Source organism: Hymenobacter lutimineralis (assembly GCF_008271285.1).
Lineage (GTDB): Bacteria > Bacteroidota > Bacteroidia > Cytophagales > Hymenobacteraceae > Hymenobacter > Hymenobacter lutimineralis.
In genome coordinates this window covers 76523-96164 of sequence record NZ_VTHL01000012.1, presented here as the reverse complement: position 1 = coordinate 96164, position 19642 = coordinate 76523, and the positions used below count along the sequence as shown (strand labels likewise).

Below are 19642 nucleotides of genomic sequence, written 5' to 3'. Positions count from 1 at the left end.
GAAATGCGGGCGGTTAAAAGAGGTTACAGCGAAGCTTTGGCAGCGGGAACTACGGCCGCAGCGGCCGGCGCAGCTTCTGAAGTACCAAGAGGAGCTGCTTTTTGTTTGAAAGAAGCCAGCACATCCGGGTTCTGCGAAGAGAAAGACTGTTGCTTGGCATACCAAGCTTGGTAGTCGTCCGGCTCATCTACGATGATAGCCAGCTTCATAGCAAAGTGGCCGCGGCCGCAAATCTGATTGCAAGCCAGTTCGTAGTTGAAAGCCGGGTTGCCGGTCTGAGCACGCATCTCATCCGTGGTCTTGGTAGGCGTAAACCAGAACTTGGTTGGCATACCGGGTACAGCATACATCTGCACGCGGAAGTGCGGCATGTAGACGGCGTGCAATACGTCGCGGGAGCGAATTTTCAGCAGTACAGGGTGGCCCTTGGGTACGTGAATTTCCCCAGCTACAAAGTCATCCAGTCCTTTCTGGTCACTCAGGTCAAACCCAAACTCATTCGTGGCATCAATCAACCGGTAGTTAACTACGCCCAGCGCCTGGTCGCGGCCGGGGTAGCGTACCAGCCAGTTGAACTGCTTACCCATAATTTCCAGTACAACGGAGTCCTTGGGAGCAGGCCCGGTGATGCGGCTCCACTCTTTCCAGCCCGCGAATACCAGACCGGCCATCACGATGGCGGGGATTACCGTCCAGATAACCTCAATCTTGTTGTTGTGGGGAAAGAAGAAAGCGCGGCGGCCATCCTGGTGCTGGTATTTGTAGGAATACACAAACAGGGCTATCTGCGTAATCACAAACACGATACCGATGATGATCATGGTCGTCCAGAACATCCGTTCCGTGGCATGACCGTGCACCGAGGCAATCGGGGGATTCATCTTGCTGTAGTTTTCGATAAACGACCACGCAAAGGCGGCGCCCCCGAACAACAGAAAGACCAGCATGAGAATGCCGTTGACGCGGTTGCTCATGCCGATTTCGCGCACGAAGCTACCCGAGAAGATGGAGGTGAGAATCTGGAGGCGGAACAGTAGGCCGAATACGACCAACAGCAACACCAGCACCAGAAGAATACCAAGAACTGTCATTGTGATGAAAGTTAAAGCTTGTAGATAGTAAGGAGTGGCTCGGAGAATAGGTTCCGGCCACTCCGCTTACTAACCAAATTAGGTGGTGTGGTGCAGGCTTTCGTCCATGAAGGGGTGGTTCACGGGTACCAGCGACGCCTGCGACAAGCGCTTCGTCATCAGAATCAGGAACAAGCCCAGGAACACCAGCGCCACGCCGATTTCAATAAGGTAACCGTTGTTCTCCTGTAATGTTGAGGGCATCAGCATCAGGTAGAAGTCAGACCAGTGCCCAATCAGGATAGCAATGCTCACAATCTTCATCATGATCATCTGACGCTTGGCATCCCGGGTCATTAGCACTAGGAAGGGGAAAACGAAGTTGATGACCAGGTTGAAGAAGAACAGCCAGGTATACTGACCATTAAAGCCGCCCAACCGCTGGTTGAAGTAAATGGCTTCTTCGGGCAGGTTGGCGTACCAAATCAGCATGAACTGGGAGAACCATACGTAGGTCCAGAAAATGCTGAAGCCGAACATGAACTTGCCAAGGTCGTGCAGGTGGCTGGCTTGAACCCAGCGCAGATAGCCAGCTTGCTTGAGCAAGATGGTGGTCAGCGTAATGGCGGCAATACCCGATACCCACCAGGAAGCGAATACATACCAGCCAAACATCGTAGAGAACCAGTGCACGTCAACCGACATAATCCAGTCCCAGGCCGCCATCGACGAGGTTACGGCGAACAGCACCAGGAACAGCGCCGATACATTGATGGTCCGGTGGAAGTACTCCGTTCCGCCGTTCAAGTCTTCTTCCAAAGACAGCTGGCGTAGTTTGTAAGTAAAGAATGCCCAGATGGCTACGTACAGCACCGTCCGGATCAGGTAAAACGGAATGTTCAGGAAGCCCGACTTGCCGGCAATGATTTCGTCGTAGTTGGCGTTGCCTTCGGTCATAATGCCGGGCATCGTCCAGTGGAAGATATCATGGTTGATAAGCCCTAGGCCGAAAATCACCAGCAACAGAATACCGCCGGGCAGTACCCAGGCACCTAGTGCTTCCATGATGCGGCGCACGAGCACCGACCAGCCGGCGTAGGCTACCGATTGGATAGCTAAAAACACCGTGCCTACTACTGACACGCCGAGAAAGAACACATTGCTGTGCCACAGACTCATGATCAGGCGCTTCAGCCAGATGGGGCTACCATGATGCTCAGCGGCTCCGTGAGCCGCGGCGGCGCCATGAGCGGCTTCAGCTCCTTCGTGGTGTCCACCGCCAAATGCGGCCAGCAGCAGACCAGCAGCCAGCACCAGTACCCCGGCTACGATGATCCAAATAAACTTTTTACGGGCGCTCGGCGAAACCTCCAGGTATTCAGCCGTAACGCCGTCGTGATGCGTCAGAGTTGCCATAGGTTAGTTTGCCGTTCCGTTACGTGCTTTATCTCCACCTTGCCCGGGAGTTTCCGAGGCTTTGTCTGCTTGCGCTTCCTGTACCGGCGCCTGTAGTTGCGTATCGTTGGTCTGCGAAGAGTCGGCAATGGCTACACCAGCCGTCGAGGCACCGCGCGACTTCAATAGGTCAGCTACCCCGTCCGGGCCTTTGCCCAGTTGCAGGGCCCGCACGTACATGGCAATCTTCCAACGCTCCTCGGGGTTCACCTGCGAGCCGTGCGGCATCATGCGGTTACGGCCCCACTGAATCACGTGGTAGATGTGACCGTCGTTCATGGTCTTATAAGCGCCCGCCGAGTAGTTGGGTACCCCTTTGAACTTCACCCCTACCGGGCCTTGGCCGTCACCCTGCTCACCGTGGCAATGCTGGCAATTCCGCAGGTAAAGCGTTTTGCCTTCTTCCAGGTTTTCTTTCGTGTAAGCGTAAGGGTTGCGCAGCACCTTTTCGGCGGTAGCCACGTCGTCCTTGCCAATGTGGTTGTAGTAGTCGGCTTTGCCGAGGGGCACTGTGCCCACCACTGGGGTGCGCTCATTGATGCCCATGGGGTTTACCGTGTTGGCATTCACTTGGCGCAACGGGTCGTACGGAATAGATTCGTACATCTCCGGAGCATATTCGATGCCGGGGTCGTCGGGGCGGTTGCAGGCGGTGGTGAACACCGATGCCAGCAGAACAGCCGACGCTTGCAGACTTAATTTCAGCGAATGCGTCATTAGAACTTGGACATTTCTTTTTCGTTCACCTCCGAAGCACCGTTGGCGCGCAGCAGCTGGGTTACGTTACCCAGGTCCACACCTTCCTTCAGCTCAATAGCTACCACAAACTTGTCGTCGGTGGAGCGCACGTCCAGCACAGGAGTTTTCCAGCGCGGGTACAGCTTGCTGATGGCGTAGAAGGTAATAACCATGCCGTGGCAGCAAAAGAATACGGTCAGCTCAAAGGAAACCGGAATGAAGGCGGGCAGAGCAATGTGCGGCTTACCACCGATAATCATGGGCCAGTCAAACCCGAGGGTGTAGATCTGCAGCCAGAGCGCGAAGCACAAACCCGTCAGGCCATAGAAGAAGGCGGCGATGGGCAGGCGGGAACGTTCGATGCCGAGGGCATCATCCATACCGTGAATCGGGAACGGGGTAAAAACCTCATAGATTTTTACGCCCGCTTCCCGGACGTTTTCAACGGCGTGCAGCAGCACGTCTTCGTCGTCGAAGATGCCGAGGGCGAAGCGCTTAGTCATGCTTATCGTGGTTTACAGGAGCCGAAGCCGGAACCCCGTGGGTGGCAGGTTGATGAACAGCGTGGTGCGGGTCGTGCCCGGTGTAGGTAGGACCGTTGTCCACCGTGTACTTGAGCACGGACTTCACTTCGGCCATGTTGATGACGGGGAAGAACTTGGCAAACAAGAGGAACAGGGTGAAGAACAGGCCCAGCGTGCCCACGTAGATGCCGATGTCAATCCAACTCGGGGAGAACATGGCCCAGCTTGAGGGCAGGTAGTCGCGGTGCAGGGAGGTGACGATAATTACGAACCGCTCGAACCACATACCGATGTTCACAATGATAGAGAGGATGAAGGTGGCCGGAATCGAGTAGCGGATGCGCCGGATCCAGACCAGCTGCGGGGTAATCACGTTGCAGGTCATCATGGACCAGTAGGCCCACCAGTAGGGGCCCGTGGCCCGGTTGATGAAGGCGTACTGCTCGAACTCCACCTGCGAGTACCAGGCAATGAAGAACTCGGTGATGTAGGCCACGCCCACAATCGAGCCGGTAATCATCATGATCTTGTTCATCAGGGCAATGTGCTCCAGGGTGATGTAGTCTTCCAGCTTGAACACCACCCGGGTGATGAGCATCAGCGTGAGCACCATGGCAAAGCCCGAGAAGATAGCCCCGGCCACGAAGTAGGGCGGGAAGATAGTGGTGTGCCAGCCCGGTACGACGGAGGTGGCAAAGTCCATCGATACGATGGTGTGCACCGAGAGTACCAGCGGGGTCGAGACGCCGGCCAGGATCAGCGAGACGGTTTCGTAGCGGGACCAGTGCTTGGCTGAGCCTTTCCAGCCCATGCTCAAGAGCGAGTAGGTGACTTTGGCAATGGGGCCCTTGGCCCGGTCGCGGATGGTGGCAAAGTCCGGCACCAGGCCCGTGTACCAGAACACGAGCGAGACGGTGAAGTAGGTGCTGATGGCAAACACGTCCCACAACAGCGGGGAGTTGAAGTTAGCCCACAGAGAACCGAGCGTGTTTTGCAGCGGGAATACGTAGAAAGCCAACCACGGGCGGCCCATGTGCAATACCGGGAACATGGCCGCGCAGATAACGGCGAAGATGGTCATGGCCTCGGCGGCGCGGTTGATGGAGGTACGCCACTTCTGGCGGAACAAGAGCAGCACGGCCGAGATGAGCGTGCCGGCGTGGCCGATGCCCACCCACCACACGAAGTTGGTGATGTCCCAGGCCCAGCCCACCGTTTTGTTCAGCCCCCACTCCCCGATGCCGTACCACAGCGTCCGGTAAACTGAGTAGAAGAAGATACCGAGGAAAAAGAGTGCTACGGCCAGGGCAGCCATCCACCGAATATTCGGGGCGGCTTCTACCTGACGCGACACGTCTTGGGTGACGTCGTGGTACGTTTTCCCCCCGGTTACGAGCGGCTCCCGTACAGGCGATACGTGCTGCATATATTTAAGAGATTAGGGTGCTTGGGGACTCAGAGCACGAGCAGCTAAAGACGATTTAGCTGCTCGACTCCATCATCATTACGCGTTGCGAACTTCTTCCGTGTTACGAATCTTGGTCAGGTACGTGATGTTGGGCTGCACGTTAATGGCATCCAGCACGTGGAAGGCCCGCTCGCCATCTTCGCGGCGTAGCAGCTTCGAAATGCGGGTTTCCGGGTCGCGCATATCACCGAACACAATGGCTTGCGTGGGGCAAGACTGAGCACAGGCCGATACGATTTCACCATCCTGCGGGCGACGCTTCTGCTTTTTAGCTTCGAGCTTGCCGAGCTGAATACGCTGCACGCACATCGAGCACTTCTCCATCACCCCGCGGGCGCGAACCGTCACATCCGGGTTCAGCACCATGCGGCCGAGGTCCGTGAACATGTGGCCGTTTACGTTCTCAAACTTCTCGTTGCTGTAGTACGAGAACCAGTTGAAGCGACGCACCTTATAAGGGCAGTTGTTGGCGCAATAGCGGGTACCTACGCAACGGTTATAGGTCATCTGGTTGAGACCTTCCGTGCTGTGGGTAGTAGCCAGTACCGGGCACACCGTTTCGCAGGGAGCGTGGTTGCAGTGCTGGCACATCATGGGCTGGAAGATTACCGAGGGGTTCTCGGAGGGGTCTTCCATGGCCGCATACGTAGCTAGCTTGCCTTTTTCTTCGAAGTCCGACTTATGAGCATCGGAGCTGTAGTAGCGGTCAATGCGCATCCAGTGCATTTCGCGGCGGTTAATAACCTCCTGCTTGCCTACTACGGCCACGTTGTTTTCGGCCTGGCACCCAATCACGCACGAGCCGCAGCCAATGCACGAGTTCAGGTCGATGGCCATGCCCCAGTGGTGGTTCTTGTACTCGTAGTCCTGCCACAGCGACACTTTGCCGGGCATTACTTTGCCTTCCGGCGTAACCAGCTTTTCGTACTCGGTTACTTCTTTGGGGTCTTTCTGGTATTGCTTCAGCGTCGCTTCCTGCACCACCGGCTTGCGGTCCATGATGGTGTGGTGGGTCTGCGTCTGCGCAATAGGCGAAGTGGCACCCGTTTTCTCCAGGGTTACGTTTGCGCTGTAAACCACGGCACCTTCCCGTACCGTGGCGAAGGGCAGCACGTTGGCACCTACTTTATCACCTACTTTGCCGGCCATTTCGCGGCCATAACCCAGGGCGATGCTCACGGTGCCATTGGCCTGGCCGGGCTGAATCAGGACGGGCAGCTCAATGGATTTACCATTGGCCGATACTTTCACCACGTCGTTCTGCTCCCAGCCTTTTTCTTTGGCCATAGCGCGCGGAACGGCTACGTAGTTGCCCCAGGTAGCTTTCGAAACCGGGTCGGGCAGCTCCTGCAACCAGGGGTTATTGGCTTCCGAGCCGTTGCCAATGCCTACTTTCTCGTAGATGTACAGCTCAGTGCCGGAGCCTTTGGGCGCAGCAGCAATAGCCGAAGCGGCAGCAGCGGCGCTCATGGCCGGGGTAATCTGTGCGGCCGGGGCGGGCAGAGCCGTACCCGTAGCTACACCGTCGTGCACGGCTTTGTCCCAGGCTTTCTGGAAGTCACCGCCCAGTACACCCTGCCACTGGCCACGCAGGTAGTTGTAGTAAGACTGGGGGTTGCCGGCCCAAGTCAGCAGCGAATCCTGCGCCTGACGCGTGGCAAACAGCGGCGAAATAGCAGGCTGCGACAAGCTAAGGAAGCCGCGCTTGGGCTCAAAGTCATTCCACGACTCCAACCAGTGGTGGTCGGGCACGGCGTACTGGCAGAGGGAGCCGGTTTCGTCGCGACGGTCGTTCAGCGAAATGGTCAGCCCTACTTTGGGCAGAGCAGCAGCCAGCTGAGTCCCTTTCGGGTGGTTGAAGACTGGGTTGGCGTGGTAGAAAATCACGGCGCCTACCCGGCCAGCAATGATGTCGTTGACCAAGCGGTCCATGCGAGCATCGTCGCCCTGGCGTACATAAGAAGGAGCGGCTACGTCAACGGCGGCTGAATCCAGCGCGGTGTTGATAGCGGCTACCAGCGTCTGCACGGCCGGGTCGTTGGAGCCCGATACCACGAGGCCACGGCTACCAGCTGCTTTCAGCTCGTTGGCAGCTTTGGTTAGTTGTTCGTTTTTGTACGAAGCACCAGCACCGCCACCTACTACAGCGTTGTAGAGGGCCAGGGCAGCGCCGCCCAGCTCGGATGGCTTCAGCGGCACGCGTACGTCGGCATTGGAGCCGGTAAGTGAAAGCGCGGTTTCGAACTGGAAGTGACGCGACATGGTGCGCTTCTCGCTCGATACTTTGCGGTTCTTGATGTACTGCGCGGCAAACTCAACCGGCGAAATCCAGGTACCCAGGAAATCAGCCGCGAGGCTCACGATAACATCGGCTTTGCTGAAGTCGTAAGCCGGCAGTACACCGTTGTTGGCGCGCAGCAGGCTGGAGGCTGAGTTCACGTCGTACATCACGTGCTCCGTGCCGGGGTAGCGCGAAGTAAACTCCGCAATTACCTTCTTGGTGCTGGGGCTGATAATGGTCGGCGACACAATGGCAATCCGGCCGGCACCTGCCAGCTTCGAGCGGATTTCCTGATCGACGCGGTCCTTGTCGGCCTTCTGGCCTTTAATGGAGAAGTGCTGGAGACGGGCGCCATCGTAGAGGCTCAGCACGGCTGCCTGGGCCCGGGCCGAAAGACCACCGCGCGTGATGGGCGACTCCGGGTTGCCTTCCAGCTTGATCGGACGACCTTCACGGGTTTTCACCAGCACGCTGTTGTAGTCCTGCCCCGTGAAGTAGGTAGAGGCGTAGAAGTTGGCAATACCTGGATCAACCTCTTCCGGCTTGTTCAGGTAAGGAATGGCCTTTTTTACGGGCGTTTCGCAACTGGCGAGGGTGGCGGCGGCAATGCCGAAGCCCATCAGTTTGAGGAAGTCGCGGCGCGGGGCAACCGTGGCGTCGGAAGAGCCATAGGTTTCCTTCATCGGCAGGAAGTCCGCAAACTCCGTGAGTGCATTCTTCACGAACTCCGGTGAGTTCTCCAGTTCCTCAACTCCCTTCCAGTACTTAGGCGACTCTTGCATTTGTTTAGGGGACTTAGGGGCTTGAAGACGAAGGGCTGGCGTAGCAGTGCCCGGTTTCGTCCCCAAGTTCAAGGCTTGTATTAGAGACTTGCTTAGTGGGTTATAACCGGAAGCTCACGTTGAATGGTGAGCTTCCGGCTGGTTAACCTAGTAGTGGCACTTCGAGCATTCCGTGCCACCATTCGACGACACCGTGAAGGGCACTGCGCCGTTCGCCTTGTCGTGGAGTTGCACCAGCTTGTCGTAGTAACCGTTGCCTTTCGTGTTCAGAGGCGTTTCGCGGTGGCAGTTGATGCACCAGCCCATGGTCAGGGCCGAGTACTGGTATACTACCTCCATGTTCTGGATGGGGCCGTGGCAGGTCTGGCACTCCAGGCCGCCCACTTGCGTGTGCTGGGAGTGGTTGAAGTAGGCCAGGTCGGGCAGGTTGTGAATACGCACCCACTGAATGGGCTGGTTCTTCTGGATAGCCCGGTAGATTTTCTTGATTTCCGGCGACTCCGTTTTGATCTGCGAGTGGCAGTTCATACAGATGTTAGCCGAAGGGATGTTGGCCGACTTGCTCTTGTATACCGAGGTGTGGCAGTAGGCGCAGTTGATCTGGTGCTCACCGGCGTGCAGCTTGTGCGAGAAGGCAATGGGCTGGGTAGGCTGGTAGCCCTGCTGCAGACCCACGGCCATTACGCCCTGCACCGATTCGTACAACACGGCCAGCACGAAGATGCCCACGGCCAAACCGCGTACTACTTTCGACTTATACAGCTGCGTCCAGTCCGTGCGCTGCTCCAGCATTTCCACGTCGCGGCCATCGAGGTCCTTGCGGCCCCGCAGCACGTCCTTCATGATGTTGGCAATGATAACCAGCGTTACCACCAGCACAATCAGCACTACTACTAATACGATGAGCAGGATGTCGACATACTTGGCGGCGCCGGCTTCCGTGCCGGGGGCGGCCGTCTCGCCACCTTCGCCAGGCTTACCACCAGTTGGGGGAGTTACAGCTACTGCAGGCTTGGCGCTTTCGGCGTCGAGGTAAGAAACAATCGAGGTGATTTCAGCATCCGAGAGCTGGAAGCTGGGCATCTGCTGCTTCTGGTACTCGTTGAAGATCTTCACCGCGTATTCGTCACCGCTGGCAACTACTTTGCTGGAGTTCTTGATCCACGGAATCAGCCAGGCCAGGGAACGGCGCTTGGAAATGTCCCGCAGAGCCGGGCCAACCACTTTCTCGTTCACGGCGTGGCACTGGGCGCAGTTGCCTTTGAAAAGGGCGTCGCCGGCAGCAATGGCGGCAGCGTCGCCGGTGGTGGCCCCAGCGGCAGCAGCGGGGGCAGCGGCGGCCGTAGCGCCGGGCGCTACTCCTTCCTTGCTCACGTCCGGGGCAGCGCCCACGTCCTGTGCCGAGGCACGGTCAAGGGCGGCAAACGACAGAAAGAGAGCCAGTAAGAAGTGCGGAAGGGTACGAAGTCGGATGCTAGTCATAGCACAATTTGACGGGAAAAAAGAAACGCGGGGGTGCTTCAAGGCCACAAATGTAGGTCGGGAAACCCAGAGAACAAACCCGCCCAGGCTAATTTTCGCCTTCGCGGACTTGTGTAGAATGCTTCTAAAAAGGCCGGTTCCAACTCCTTAATATATGTTCTGCACTCCACCGCTTCTGTGCGCTGGCTCCCCCAGCCTATGCGCTCAGCGGCGCCTCTAGAAAACAACACCGTTGAGCTACCGTTGTTTGCCAGCTGATTCACACTGGCTTAGTCCGCCGAAGCTGGAAAAGAAATGTTGTGTTACCGGGTTCTTTCCAACTGAAAAAGCGTATCTTTGCCGCCTCATTCAGTTTTTTAATCACATTTTCACCCCGTCGTAATGGAAGTAAGAAATTACGAGACGGTCTTCATTTTGACTCCCGTGCTGAACGAGAGCCAGGTGCAAGAGACGGTCGAGAAGTTCACCCAGGTGCTTAAGGAAAATAGCGCCGACATCATTCACCAGGAAAACTGGGGCCTCAAGAAACTGGCCTACCCGATTCAGAAGAAATCGACCGGTTATTACTTTCTCGTGGAGTTCACTGGCTCCGGCAACATCGTTGACAAGCTGGAAACGGCTTTCCGTCGCGACGAGCGGGTTATCCGCTTTCTCACGACGGTGCTCGACAAGCACGCCGTGGCTTACAGCCAGCGCCGTCGCAACGGCGAAATGAACCAGCAGAAGGCTAAACAACAATCGGAAGCCGTAGCCCAATAAGTATATGAGCCTCGCCAACGAAAGAATCCACAAGCAAGAGCAGCGCGTGAAGTACTGCCGCTTCAAGAAAGCCGGTATTAAGTACGTGGACTACAAAGACCCGAACTTCCTGCTCAAGTTCGTCAACGAGCAGGGCCGCATTCTGCCCCGCCGCATCACCGGTACCAGCCTGAAGTTTCAGCGCAAAGTAGCTCAGGCCGTGGCCAAAGCCCGTCACCTGGCTTTGATGCCCTACGTAACCGACTCGCTGAAATAGTAAAATTAGTATTGAGTAGTTGGTATTGAGTAGTGAGACCAATGCGAAGTTTCTTCGCTCCGTTCTTACTCAGCACTTACTCCTCACTACTGAATACTAAATAAAAACATGGAAGTAATCCTGAAAGACGACGTAAAGGGTCTGGGCTACAAGAATGACTTGGTGACGGTGAAAGCCGGCTTCGGCCGCAACTACCTGTTGCCCCAGGGTCTGGCTGTGCTGGCTGACAAGACCAACAAGAAAATCGTAGCCGAAAACGTACGCCAGGCCGCCCACAAAGCGGAGAAGGTAAAGGCAGATGCCCAAGCCGTGGCCGACAAAATCGGGGACGTAGTAACTGACCTGCCCGCCAAGGTGGGAGAAAGCGGCCGCATCTTCGGCCGGGTAACCACCCTGCAACTTGCCGACGCCCTGAAAGCGAAAGGCATCGAGGTAGACCGCAAGCGTCTGTCGTTCGACCAGGAGCCTACGGCTGTTGGCGAATATACCGCTACGCTGGACCTGCACCGCGAGGTGAAGCACAAAGTACGCTTCAACGTAGTATCAGAATAGGTACTGCTTCTGCTTAGAAAAAGCCCGTCTGTTAAATCAGACGGGCTTTTTTCTTGGCCATTAGCGGGCTGTTTACGTACCCTTACCGGTTAGCGCGGCATTCAGTGGCTGCCTGTTACCTTTGCACTCTATCTACTGTAGTTTCTCCTGGCCTGGTAGCGTTTGCTCGGCTGGTTGTGGGTGCCGCCGCTTGGCAGGCGCCGCATAAGGAGCAAGCTGCCGGTGGCCCGCACCGCTTTTCGGGTTGATGTATCCCTGATGTTCCGTACCGAACTCCCCCTTATACCCCATCCGCAGCAGCTGCCGCCTTCCGCGCGGGTGCTCACGATAGGCTCCTGCTTTGCCGACTCTATTGGCCGCCGCCTCACCGACTACAAAGTTGGGGCCCTGGTGAATCCGTTCGGCACCGTGTTCAACCCAATTACGGCCTGCCAACTCCTGCGTGCCGCCGCAGGCGAGGATATGGACTGGCAGCAGCACCTCGTGGAAGCCCGGGGCCGTTGGCAGAGCTACGACCTGCACGCTTCCGTAGGTGCCGACAACCCGGTGGCGTTGCTTCAGCAGATCCAAGGAAAAATGCACGAGGCCGGGGCCTTCCTGGCTCAGGCCGATGTGGTCGTCCTCACGCTGGGCACGGCCTTCGTCTACCGGCTAAAGGAAACGCAGGAGTTGGTGAGCAACTGCCACAAGATGCCCGCCGAGGGGTTCGAGAAGGAGCTGCTGACGCCCGATGAGATTATCAACGCCGTAGCCGAAACCCACGCCTACCTGCGTCGCATCAACCCCAAGCTGCGCTTTGTGCTGACAGTGAGCCCCGTGCGTCATCTTAAGGATACCTTGCCGCTGAATGCTGTGAGCAAGTCGGTGCTGCGCGTGGCCTGCCATTACCTGAGCGAACTGCTGCCCGATATGTCGTATTTCCCGGCATATGAGCTTTTGGTGGACGACTTGCGCGACTACCGCTTCTACGCGGCGGATATGCTGCACCCCTCGTCGGTGGCCGAGGACTATATCTGGGAGAAGTTCACGCGCACCTACTTCGATCAGGCCTTCGGCCGCTTCAAAAAAGAATGGGAAAGCATCCGGCAGGCGTTGGCACACCGGCCTTTGTATGCGGCTGCGCCCGAACACCGCCAGTTTCTGGAGCAAACCCTCGAACGGCTGGAGCGCATCAGCGCGCAGGCCAGCGTGCAGACTGAGCTGGCCGTTGTGCGGCAGCGCCTGGCCGAACTGCCCCTCCCCCCTGCTCCGATTCAATTAGACTTAGAGCCCGAAGACGACGAGGAGCGCATCGATATTGGGGAGGGAACCTCAACCAATGAAGCCAAGACGCTGGCCGCACCCGAATGGGTCCAAGCCAGCCGCCAGCCGCTTGCACCGGCGGAAATTTCCGAGCAGGAAGAGGAAGACGGGGAAGAAGAAGCTGAGCAAGTTGACACGCTAGCCGAAGCCGTAGATGCCGTGCTGGAATCGGAGCAGCCCTTGATGAAGAAAAAGCGTCGGAGCCGGGGTGGAGCCAAGCGCAACAAGAAAAAGCACGCCGCCCGCTTGGCCGCCGAAGCCCTTACGGCCGCGGCTAGTGTGGAGGCCGAGGCCCCGGCTGACCTAGCGCCAGTTGCCGTCGAGCCCGCCGCCGAGCTTACTCAGGCATTGCCGCCCGCGCCGCCCACCGTAATTATTGCGCAGGAAGACGCGCCCCTGCAAACCGCGCTGGAACGCCGCAAACGCAATTCCCGCCGTTCGAAAAACCGTAAGCCGGCCCTACCCGACACGCTCTCGGCAGCTGTAACAGGGTTGGAAGAAGCAGCTGCGGCACCCGTTCAACCCCAAACTGAGCCCACCTCTCCCCTGCTGACGTCGGCCCCGGTTGAGGAGCCGGCCGTGTTTGCGCCAAGCGCCGAAAACCAACCAACTGCGGAGCCTGCGTCGCCAGAAGCTGAATCGGAGGAAGCCGGCAGTCGTCGGGAAGGCCGCACCGGCCGCTCGGCCAGCGAACGGCGAGCCGCCGCAGTACGCAAACCACACCGTCCTGCCGCGCGCTTCAAGCCCTTATATGCCGCGGACAATACGCCGATAGAAGCAGGTGAAACCGCTGTACCAGCGGAAGCGTCGGCTCCTGCAACGGAACTTCCGCCGGTAGCGCCGCAGATGCCCAGCCTGCCGGCGCCTACCGTGGCCCCAGTAGCAGCTTCAGCGGAAGCGCGACCAGCGGTGCTACCTGCGCCGCCTTTGATTCCGGATACGGTCAATACAGGTTCCTCCGGCACGTTGAGCGAAGCCGGCGTAGCCACGCGCAAACCCCGCCCTAGCCGGGCCAAGCAGCCGGTGTTGGCCGCAGAAGTCGTCCCCGAAGCTACTCCGGTAGCACCGCCCGACCCGGTCGTGGAGCCAGCAGCTGCGGCCGCACCATTGGTACCAAAGCCTAAGCGCCCACGCCCGAAAAAGGCTACGCCGGCCCCTGAAGCAGCCGCTGCACCAGCCCCAGAAAGCAAGCCAGCCCCGAAACGGCGGGCGAAGGCTCCGACGGCTCAGCTAGACCAAGCCCCTGCGCCCGAAGCGCCGGCCCCTGCCGATGTTCCTGCAACTCCGGCGCCCAAGCGCACTCGCCCGCCTCGCCGCAAGCCCGCCGGGCCGGAAGCGTAACCTGATAAAACACCCCAAGACAAAACCCGGCCCCCTGCGGCCGGGTTTTGTCTTTCCCATCTTGCCTTCACCCATGTCTTCGCCCGCATCCTCCCCTTCTAACCGCCTTCTGCAGGAAACCAGCCCCTACCTGCTCCAGCATGCCCACAACCCGGTAGACTGGTATCCGTGGGGCCCGGAGGCCCTGGCGCGGGCAGTAGAGGAGCAAAAGCCCATCCTGGTGAGCATAGGCTACGCGGCCTGCCACTGGTGCCACGTGATGGAGCGCGAGTCTTTCGAGAATCCGCGGATTGCCGCCTTGATGAACGAGTACTTCATCTGCGTTAAAGTCGACCGGGAAGAGCGCCCGGATGTAGATCAGGTATACATAGAGGCCCTGCAGGCTATGGGCCTAGCTGGGGGTTGGCCGCTGAACGTGTTCCTGACTTCGGCCGCCAAGCCGTTCTACGGAGGCACCTACTTTTCTCCGGGCAACTGGACGCAGCTGCTGACCAGCATTGGGCAGGCGTATCAAAACGCCGACCGGGAGCAGCTGGATGCCTCGGCTGAACAGTTTGCCCGCGCCCTGCAGGTAAGCTTCCTGGAGAAACACCACGTTCCGGTGGCGGCGCAGGGCGTTACGGACGAAGACTTCAAATTGCTGGTGTATAACCTAGCCGAAAAGTTCGACCGGGAGCAAGGCGGGCTGAACCGGGCGCCCAAGTTTCCGATGCCCAGCATCTGGCGCTTTCTTTTGCGCACCCAGCAGCTTAGTGGGAGCCACGCCGTGCGCGAGCAGGTGCTGCTTACCCTGCGCCACATGGCCTGGGGCGGCATCTACGATCAGGTAAGCGGGGGCTTTGCGCGCTATTCGGTGGACGAAGCCTGGCTGGCTCCACACTTCGAGAAAATGCTCTACGACAATGGACAGCTCGTCAGTCTCTACGCCGAAGCCTACCAGGCAACCGGCGAGGAGCTATTCCGGGAGGTTGTGTATGCAACTGTAGCCTTTATAGAAAGGGAGCTGATGAGCCCGGAAGGCGGTTTTTACTCGGCGCTGGATGCGGACAGCGAAGGGGAGGAAGGTCGTTACTACGTTTTCACGAAAGAAGAGCTGGTAGCGGCTCTGGGCGACGAAGAGCCCCTGGCCTCAGCGTACTACCAATGCACCGCTGCGGGCAACTGGGAACACGGCCGCAACATCCTGCACCGCCACCTCTCGGATACCGACTTTGCCCGAGCACACGAGCTGGCCCCCGGCGTGGTGGCCGAGTTGGTGCAGAGCTGGCAGCAGAAGCTGCGGGCATATCGGGAACGGCGGCCCCGCCCGGCCCTGGATGACAAAGTACTCACCGGCTGGAACGCCCTGATGCTGCAAGGGATGCTCGATGCCTACCGGGCCTTTGCCGAGCCTACCTTCCTGGCGCTGGCACTTCGCAATGCCGAGTTCATCCAGGCCAACCTGCGGAACGGGCCTGCCCTGTGGCGAAGCTATAAAGAAGGCCGCGCCACCGTTCCTGGCTTTCTAGAAGACTATGCTCTGACGATTCAGGCATATATCAGCTTATACGAGGCCACGTTCGTGGAAGCCTGGCTGCACGAGGCTGAGGTCCTGACCACTTATGCCCTGGACAACTTCTTTGACCCCACCGAGGAGCAGTTCTTCTACACCGACGCCGCCAGTGAACCACTGATTGCCCGCCGCAAAGAGCTGTTCGACAACGTAATTCCCAGTTCCAACGCGGTGATGGCGCACAACCTGCACCGGCTGGGGCTGCTGCTGGCTCAGCCACGCTACACCGAGCTGGCCGCCGCTATGCTGCGCCGGGTGCAGACGCTGGTCGTGCAGGAGCCCCAGCACCTTGCGCACTGGGCCTCCCTTTACGCTTCCTTTCTCCGGCCCACCGCCGAAATTGCTATTGTAGGCCCCGAGGCGCAGGCTTTCCGCCAAGAGCTTTGCCGACACTACTTACCCAACGTGGTGCTGGCAGGTAGTACCGAGCCCAGTTCTTTGCCCCTGCTGCAAAACCGCACCGCCATCAAGGAGCAGACAACAGTGTACGTGTGCTTCAACAGCACCTGCCAGCTGCCAGTACATAGTGTGGCGGAGGCCCTGAAGCAACTGTAGCCGGCCGGCGGCCAACGAATTCCGCTTGAGCCTCTACTTGGCGCGGCCTCGTGTGTTATCTTTACCTTTCGCTTCCAGCCAGATTTTCCTTTGAGCCTCACGTTTGACTTTGTGCAGCCGCAGCCCGAGCCGGCCACTGACCGCGTCACGCTGTTTGCGGACGTGATTTTGCCGCTGCCGCTGCCCAAGCTGTATACCTACCGCGTGCCCTACGAGCTAAACGACCAGGTAGTGGTAGGGGGCCGCGTGATTGTGCAGTTTGGGGCCAAGAAAACGCTGAGCTGCATTGTGGCGGCCGTGCACGAAAATCCGCCTAAAGAGTATCAGGCCAAATACATCCTGGAGTTTATCGATGATGCCCCGGTGGTGACGCAGCCCCAGCTGAAGCTCTTCCGCTGGATGGCCGACTACTACCTGTGCACCCTGGGCGAAGTTATCAACGCGGCCCTACCCTCGGCCCTTAAGCTTAGTTCTGAGAGCCGGGTGCAGCTACACCCGGCCTTTGTGCGCGACGAAAACCCCTACCCGCTCAGTGAGCAGGAGGAAAAGATTGTGGAGGCCCTGAGCACTGGCGAAGAAGGCAAAAGTCTCACCTTCACGGAGGTAGGCGAAATCCTAGGCATCACGTCCTTTCACAAGGTCATCAAGTCCCTGATGCAGAAGGACGTGGTCTTTCTGTTCGAGCATTTGCAGGACAAGTACTCGCCCAAGGTGGTGAAGAAGGTGCGGCTGGCGCATCACTACGTAGCCGAAGCGGCGGTGGAAGGCTTGTTTGCCCAGCTGGCCTCCCGCTCCAAGCAGTTGGATGTGCTCATGCGCTACCTGCAGAAGGTGCCAGTATACCAGAATGAGCATCTCAATCACCAGGGCATCGAAAAGGCCTACCTGACTTCGGCTCCGCACCTCTCTCCTTCCGCCGTCAACACGCTCATCAAAAACGGCATTCTGGAGCAGTTCGACGTGATTGTGTCGCGCTTCCCACTGGATGATGCCGCCGAGGCCAACATGCACTTCACCCTGAGCGAGGCCCAGACGACGGCCCGCGACGACGTGATGCAGCAGTTTCAGGAAAAGGACATTGTGCTGCTGCACGGTGTAACGGGCGCCGGCAAAACCGAAATCTACATCGACCTTATCCGGCAGGCGCTGGACGGGGGCGGGCAGGTGCTGTACCTGCTGCCCGAAATTGCCCTCACCGCCCAGATTGTGACCCGCCTGATGCGCGTGTTCGGCTCCCGCCTGGGCGTGTACCACTCCAAGTTTTCCGACAACGAGCGGGTGGAAGTGTGGAACGGGGTGCTGTCGGGGCGGTTCCAGGTAGTAGTAGGCGTCCGCTCCTCGGTATTTCTGCCCTTCGACAACCTGGCGCTGATTATCGTGGACGAGGAGCACGAGAGCAGCTACAAGCAGTACGACCCGGCTCCGCGCTACAATGCCCGCGAAGTGGCGCTGATGATGGCCAACTTCCAGGGTGCCCGCACGCTGCTGGGCTCGGCCACGCCCGCCGTGGAGACGTACTACCAGACGCGCACCGGGCGCTACGGGCTGGTCTCCCTTACCAAGCGCTTCGGGGAGGCCGGGCTGCCGGAAATTGAGCTGGTGGATACGCGCAAGAGCCGGGAAGCGAAGAAGATGCACAACCACTTCACGCCCGAACTCATGCTGGAGATGGAGCGGAAGCTGGGCGCTAAGGAGCAGATTATCCTGTTTCAGAATCGCCGCGGCTACTCCCCTTTCATCAACTGTCTCGACTGCGGCTGGATACCCAAGTGCCAGAACTGCGCCGTGAGCCTCAGCTACCACAAGCACGCCCACGAGCTGCGCTGCCACTACTGCGGCTACCACGACCGGCTACCCGTAGAGTGCCCGGCCTGCGGCTCCCGCAACCTCAAGCCGGTGGGCTTCGGCACCGAAAAAATTGAGGATGACCTCAAAATCATGCTGCCCGAGGCCAACGTGCAGCGCATGGACCTGGATACCACCCGCGCTAAAAACTCCTACCAGCAAATCATTGCCGACTTTGAAAAGCAGGTAACCAACGTGTTGGTGGGCACCCAGATGGTCACCAAGGGCCTGGACTTTGCCAATGTGAGCTTGGTGGGCATCATCAACGCCGACTCCATTATCCATTATCCGGATTTCCGGGCGCACGAGCGGGCCTTCCAGATGTTTGTGCAGGTAAGCGGGCGAGCCGGACGCAAGGGCAAAAAGGGGAAGGTCATCATCCAAACCGGCGACCCGCAGCAGGTAATTTTCGACAAGGTTATCCGCAACGACTACCTGGAGTTCTACGAGTACGAGATTCTGCAGCGGCGCGAGCATGGTTACCCGCCCTTTATGCGCGTCATCCGGCTCACGGTAAAGCACATGGACCAGCACCTGGCCGAGCGGGCCGCCATTTTGCTTACCAACGAGCTGGTAGACCGGCTGGGTCGTGAGGCCGTGCTGGGCCCCGAGGCGCCTTACATTTTCCGCATCCGTAACTTCTTTCTGCAGGAAATTACCATCAAGCTCAGCCGCGAGCATACGGTGCTCAAGCAGGCCAAAGCCGATATTCTGGCCGCCATCAACGCCGTGAAAGACCAGAAGGACTACAAGCAGGCCCGCTTCGTGGCCGACGTAGACCCGATGTAGAGTAGGGAAGCACCCGTAGCAGCACGAAAGCCAGACCATACGCAGACCGCCCATTCCGGCTGTTGCCGGAATGGGCGGTCTGCGTATGGTCTGTTGTCAGCAAAAAACCGGTGAAAGCAATCCTATATGAGCATTATACACTATCAATCAACTACTTATAATCCTGATAATGATAGCACAATTAAAAAATGATGCCTTAAACGATAAAAAAAGGAAAAAGGATTTAATATTGTTGGTGTAGGCGCGAAATAGCCATATTCATTGTACCCTATTTTCTTTTTTCTTTTCCCTTTTCCTCATTTTATGAAAAACTTTAACTCTCTGCTATCAGCCGCTTTGCTGATGCTTTCCCTGGCCTCGTGCAGCAAAGAAAGCTACACGTTCCGCGCTCCGGCCTCGTCGCACAACACGGCCAGTGCTGCTACCGTGCAGACTACCGACGTAGCCCAGGAAGCTACTCCGGCCTTCACAGCGTCTACGGCACCGGCAGCTGCAGCCCCAGCAGTAGCCCGCAAAGCCGCCCGTACGTACTCGGCTCAGGTACAGGCTGAAAAAGTTACTATGGCTACCACAGCGGCTCCCACTCGGGCCGAGGTGAAAGAAGCCAAAGCCACTATCAAAGCGCTGCACAAGGCCAGCAAGAAAGCCCACGCCGCCGCGCCGCTGGCCGAAGGCAAAAGCCAGGCGGTAGCCCTGATCCTCGTTCTCTTGGTTGGAGGCTTGGGCATTCACCGCTTCTACCTGGGCTATACCGGCATCGGCATTGCCCAGCTCCTCACGCTCGGCGGCTGTGGCATCTGGGCGCTGATTGACCTCATTCGCATCATTACCGGTGACCTGAAGCCGAAAGGTGGAGATTACGCGAAGAAACTTTAAGCGGCTTCGGGCGCT

Annotated in this window: 14 protein-coding genes; 7 read left to right on the top strand and 7 right to left on the bottom strand. The window is 58.3% G+C overall.

Going from position 1 to position 19642, the window contains the following annotated elements; all coding sequences use genetic code 11:
• Positions 1-23: 23 nt before the first annotated feature.
• The 7 genes from FY528_RS12470 to FY528_RS12440 all read right to left on the bottom strand — a co-directional run bounded on the left by FY528_RS12470 (position 24) and on the right by FY528_RS12440 (position 9800).
• Complete coding sequence (locus FY528_RS12470; protein WP_149071350.1) at positions 24-1091, bottom strand: cytochrome c oxidase subunit II; 1068 nt, start codon at positions 1089-1091, stop codon at positions 24-26.
• Positions 1092-1169: 78 nt separating this feature from the next.
• A complete protein-coding gene (locus FY528_RS12465) occupies positions 1170-2486 on the bottom strand; it encodes a quinol:cytochrome C oxidoreductase (protein WP_262383983.1) in 1317 nt (438 codons plus the stop codon).
• Positions 2487-2489: 3 nt separating this feature from the next.
• Positions 2490-3242, bottom strand: a complete 753-nt coding sequence (locus tag FY528_RS12460) for a c-type cytochrome (protein WP_149071349.1) — start codon at positions 3240-3242, stop codon at positions 2490-2492.
• On the bottom strand, positions 3242-3766 hold the full coding sequence (locus FY528_RS12455; RefSeq protein ID WP_149071348.1) for a DUF3341 domain-containing protein: 525 nt from the start codon (positions 3764-3766) through the stop codon (positions 3242-3244). The genes FY528_RS12460 and FY528_RS12455 overlap by 1 nt, the downstream gene beginning before the upstream one ends.
• Positions 3759-5213, bottom strand: a complete 1455-nt coding sequence (nrfD, locus tag FY528_RS12450) for an NrfD/PsrC family molybdoenzyme membrane anchor subunit (RefSeq protein WP_262383982.1) — start codon at positions 5211-5213, stop codon at positions 3759-3761. The genes FY528_RS12455 and nrfD overlap by 8 nt, the downstream gene beginning before the upstream one ends.
• A gap of 78 nt (positions 5214-5291) precedes the next feature.
• Complete coding sequence (locus tag FY528_RS12445; RefSeq protein WP_149071347.1) at positions 5292-8318, bottom strand: TAT-variant-translocated molybdopterin oxidoreductase; 3027 nt, start codon at positions 8316-8318, stop codon at positions 5292-5294.
• A gap of 147 nt (positions 8319-8465) precedes the next feature.
• Positions 8466-9800: a cytochrome c3 family protein gene (locus FY528_RS12440; RefSeq protein WP_149071346.1), complete on the bottom strand. Its 1335-nt coding sequence runs from the start codon at positions 9798-9800 to the stop codon at positions 8466-8468.
• A gap of 381 nt (positions 9801-10181) precedes the next feature.
• On the opposite strand from FY528_RS12440, the gene rpsF reads away from it, so the two are divergent.
• From rpsF to FY528_RS21440, 7 genes are all read left to right on the top strand, one after another.
• A complete protein-coding gene (gene rpsF, locus FY528_RS12435) occupies positions 10182-10559 on the top strand; it encodes a 30S ribosomal protein S6 (protein WP_149071345.1) in 378 nt (125 codons plus the stop codon).
• Positions 10560-10563: 4 nt separating this feature from the next.
• Positions 10564-10815 carry a 30S ribosomal protein S18 gene (gene rpsR / locus FY528_RS12430; protein ID WP_149071344.1) on the top strand — a complete coding sequence of 84 codons (252 nt, stop codon included), beginning with the start codon at positions 10564-10566 and terminating at the stop codon, positions 10813-10815.
• Between the two features lie 108 nt (positions 10816-10923).
• On the top strand, positions 10924-11367 hold the full coding sequence (gene rplI, locus FY528_RS12425; protein ID WP_149071343.1) for a 50S ribosomal protein L9: 444 nt from the start codon (positions 10924-10926) through the stop codon (positions 11365-11367).
• A gap of 258 nt (positions 11368-11625) precedes the next feature.
• Positions 11626-14010, top strand: a complete 2385-nt coding sequence (locus tag FY528_RS12420) for a GSCFA domain-containing protein (protein ID WP_149071342.1) — start codon at positions 11626-11628, stop codon at positions 14008-14010.
• Between the two features lie 73 nt (positions 14011-14083).
• Positions 14084-16117, top strand: a complete 2034-nt coding sequence (locus FY528_RS12415) for a thioredoxin domain-containing protein (RefSeq protein WP_149071341.1) — start codon at positions 14084-14086, stop codon at positions 16115-16117.
• A gap of 90 nt (positions 16118-16207) precedes the next feature.
• On the top strand, positions 16208-18751 hold the full coding sequence (gene priA / locus FY528_RS12410) for a replication restart helicase PriA (protein WP_149071340.1): 2544 nt from the start codon (positions 16208-16210) through the stop codon (positions 18749-18751).
• Positions 18752-19054: 303 nt separating this feature from the next.
• A complete protein-coding gene (locus tag FY528_RS21440) occupies positions 19055-19627 on the top strand; it encodes a TM2 domain-containing protein (protein WP_197748876.1) in 573 nt (190 codons plus the stop codon).
• The last annotated feature ends 15 nt before the right edge of the window (positions 19628-19642 follow it).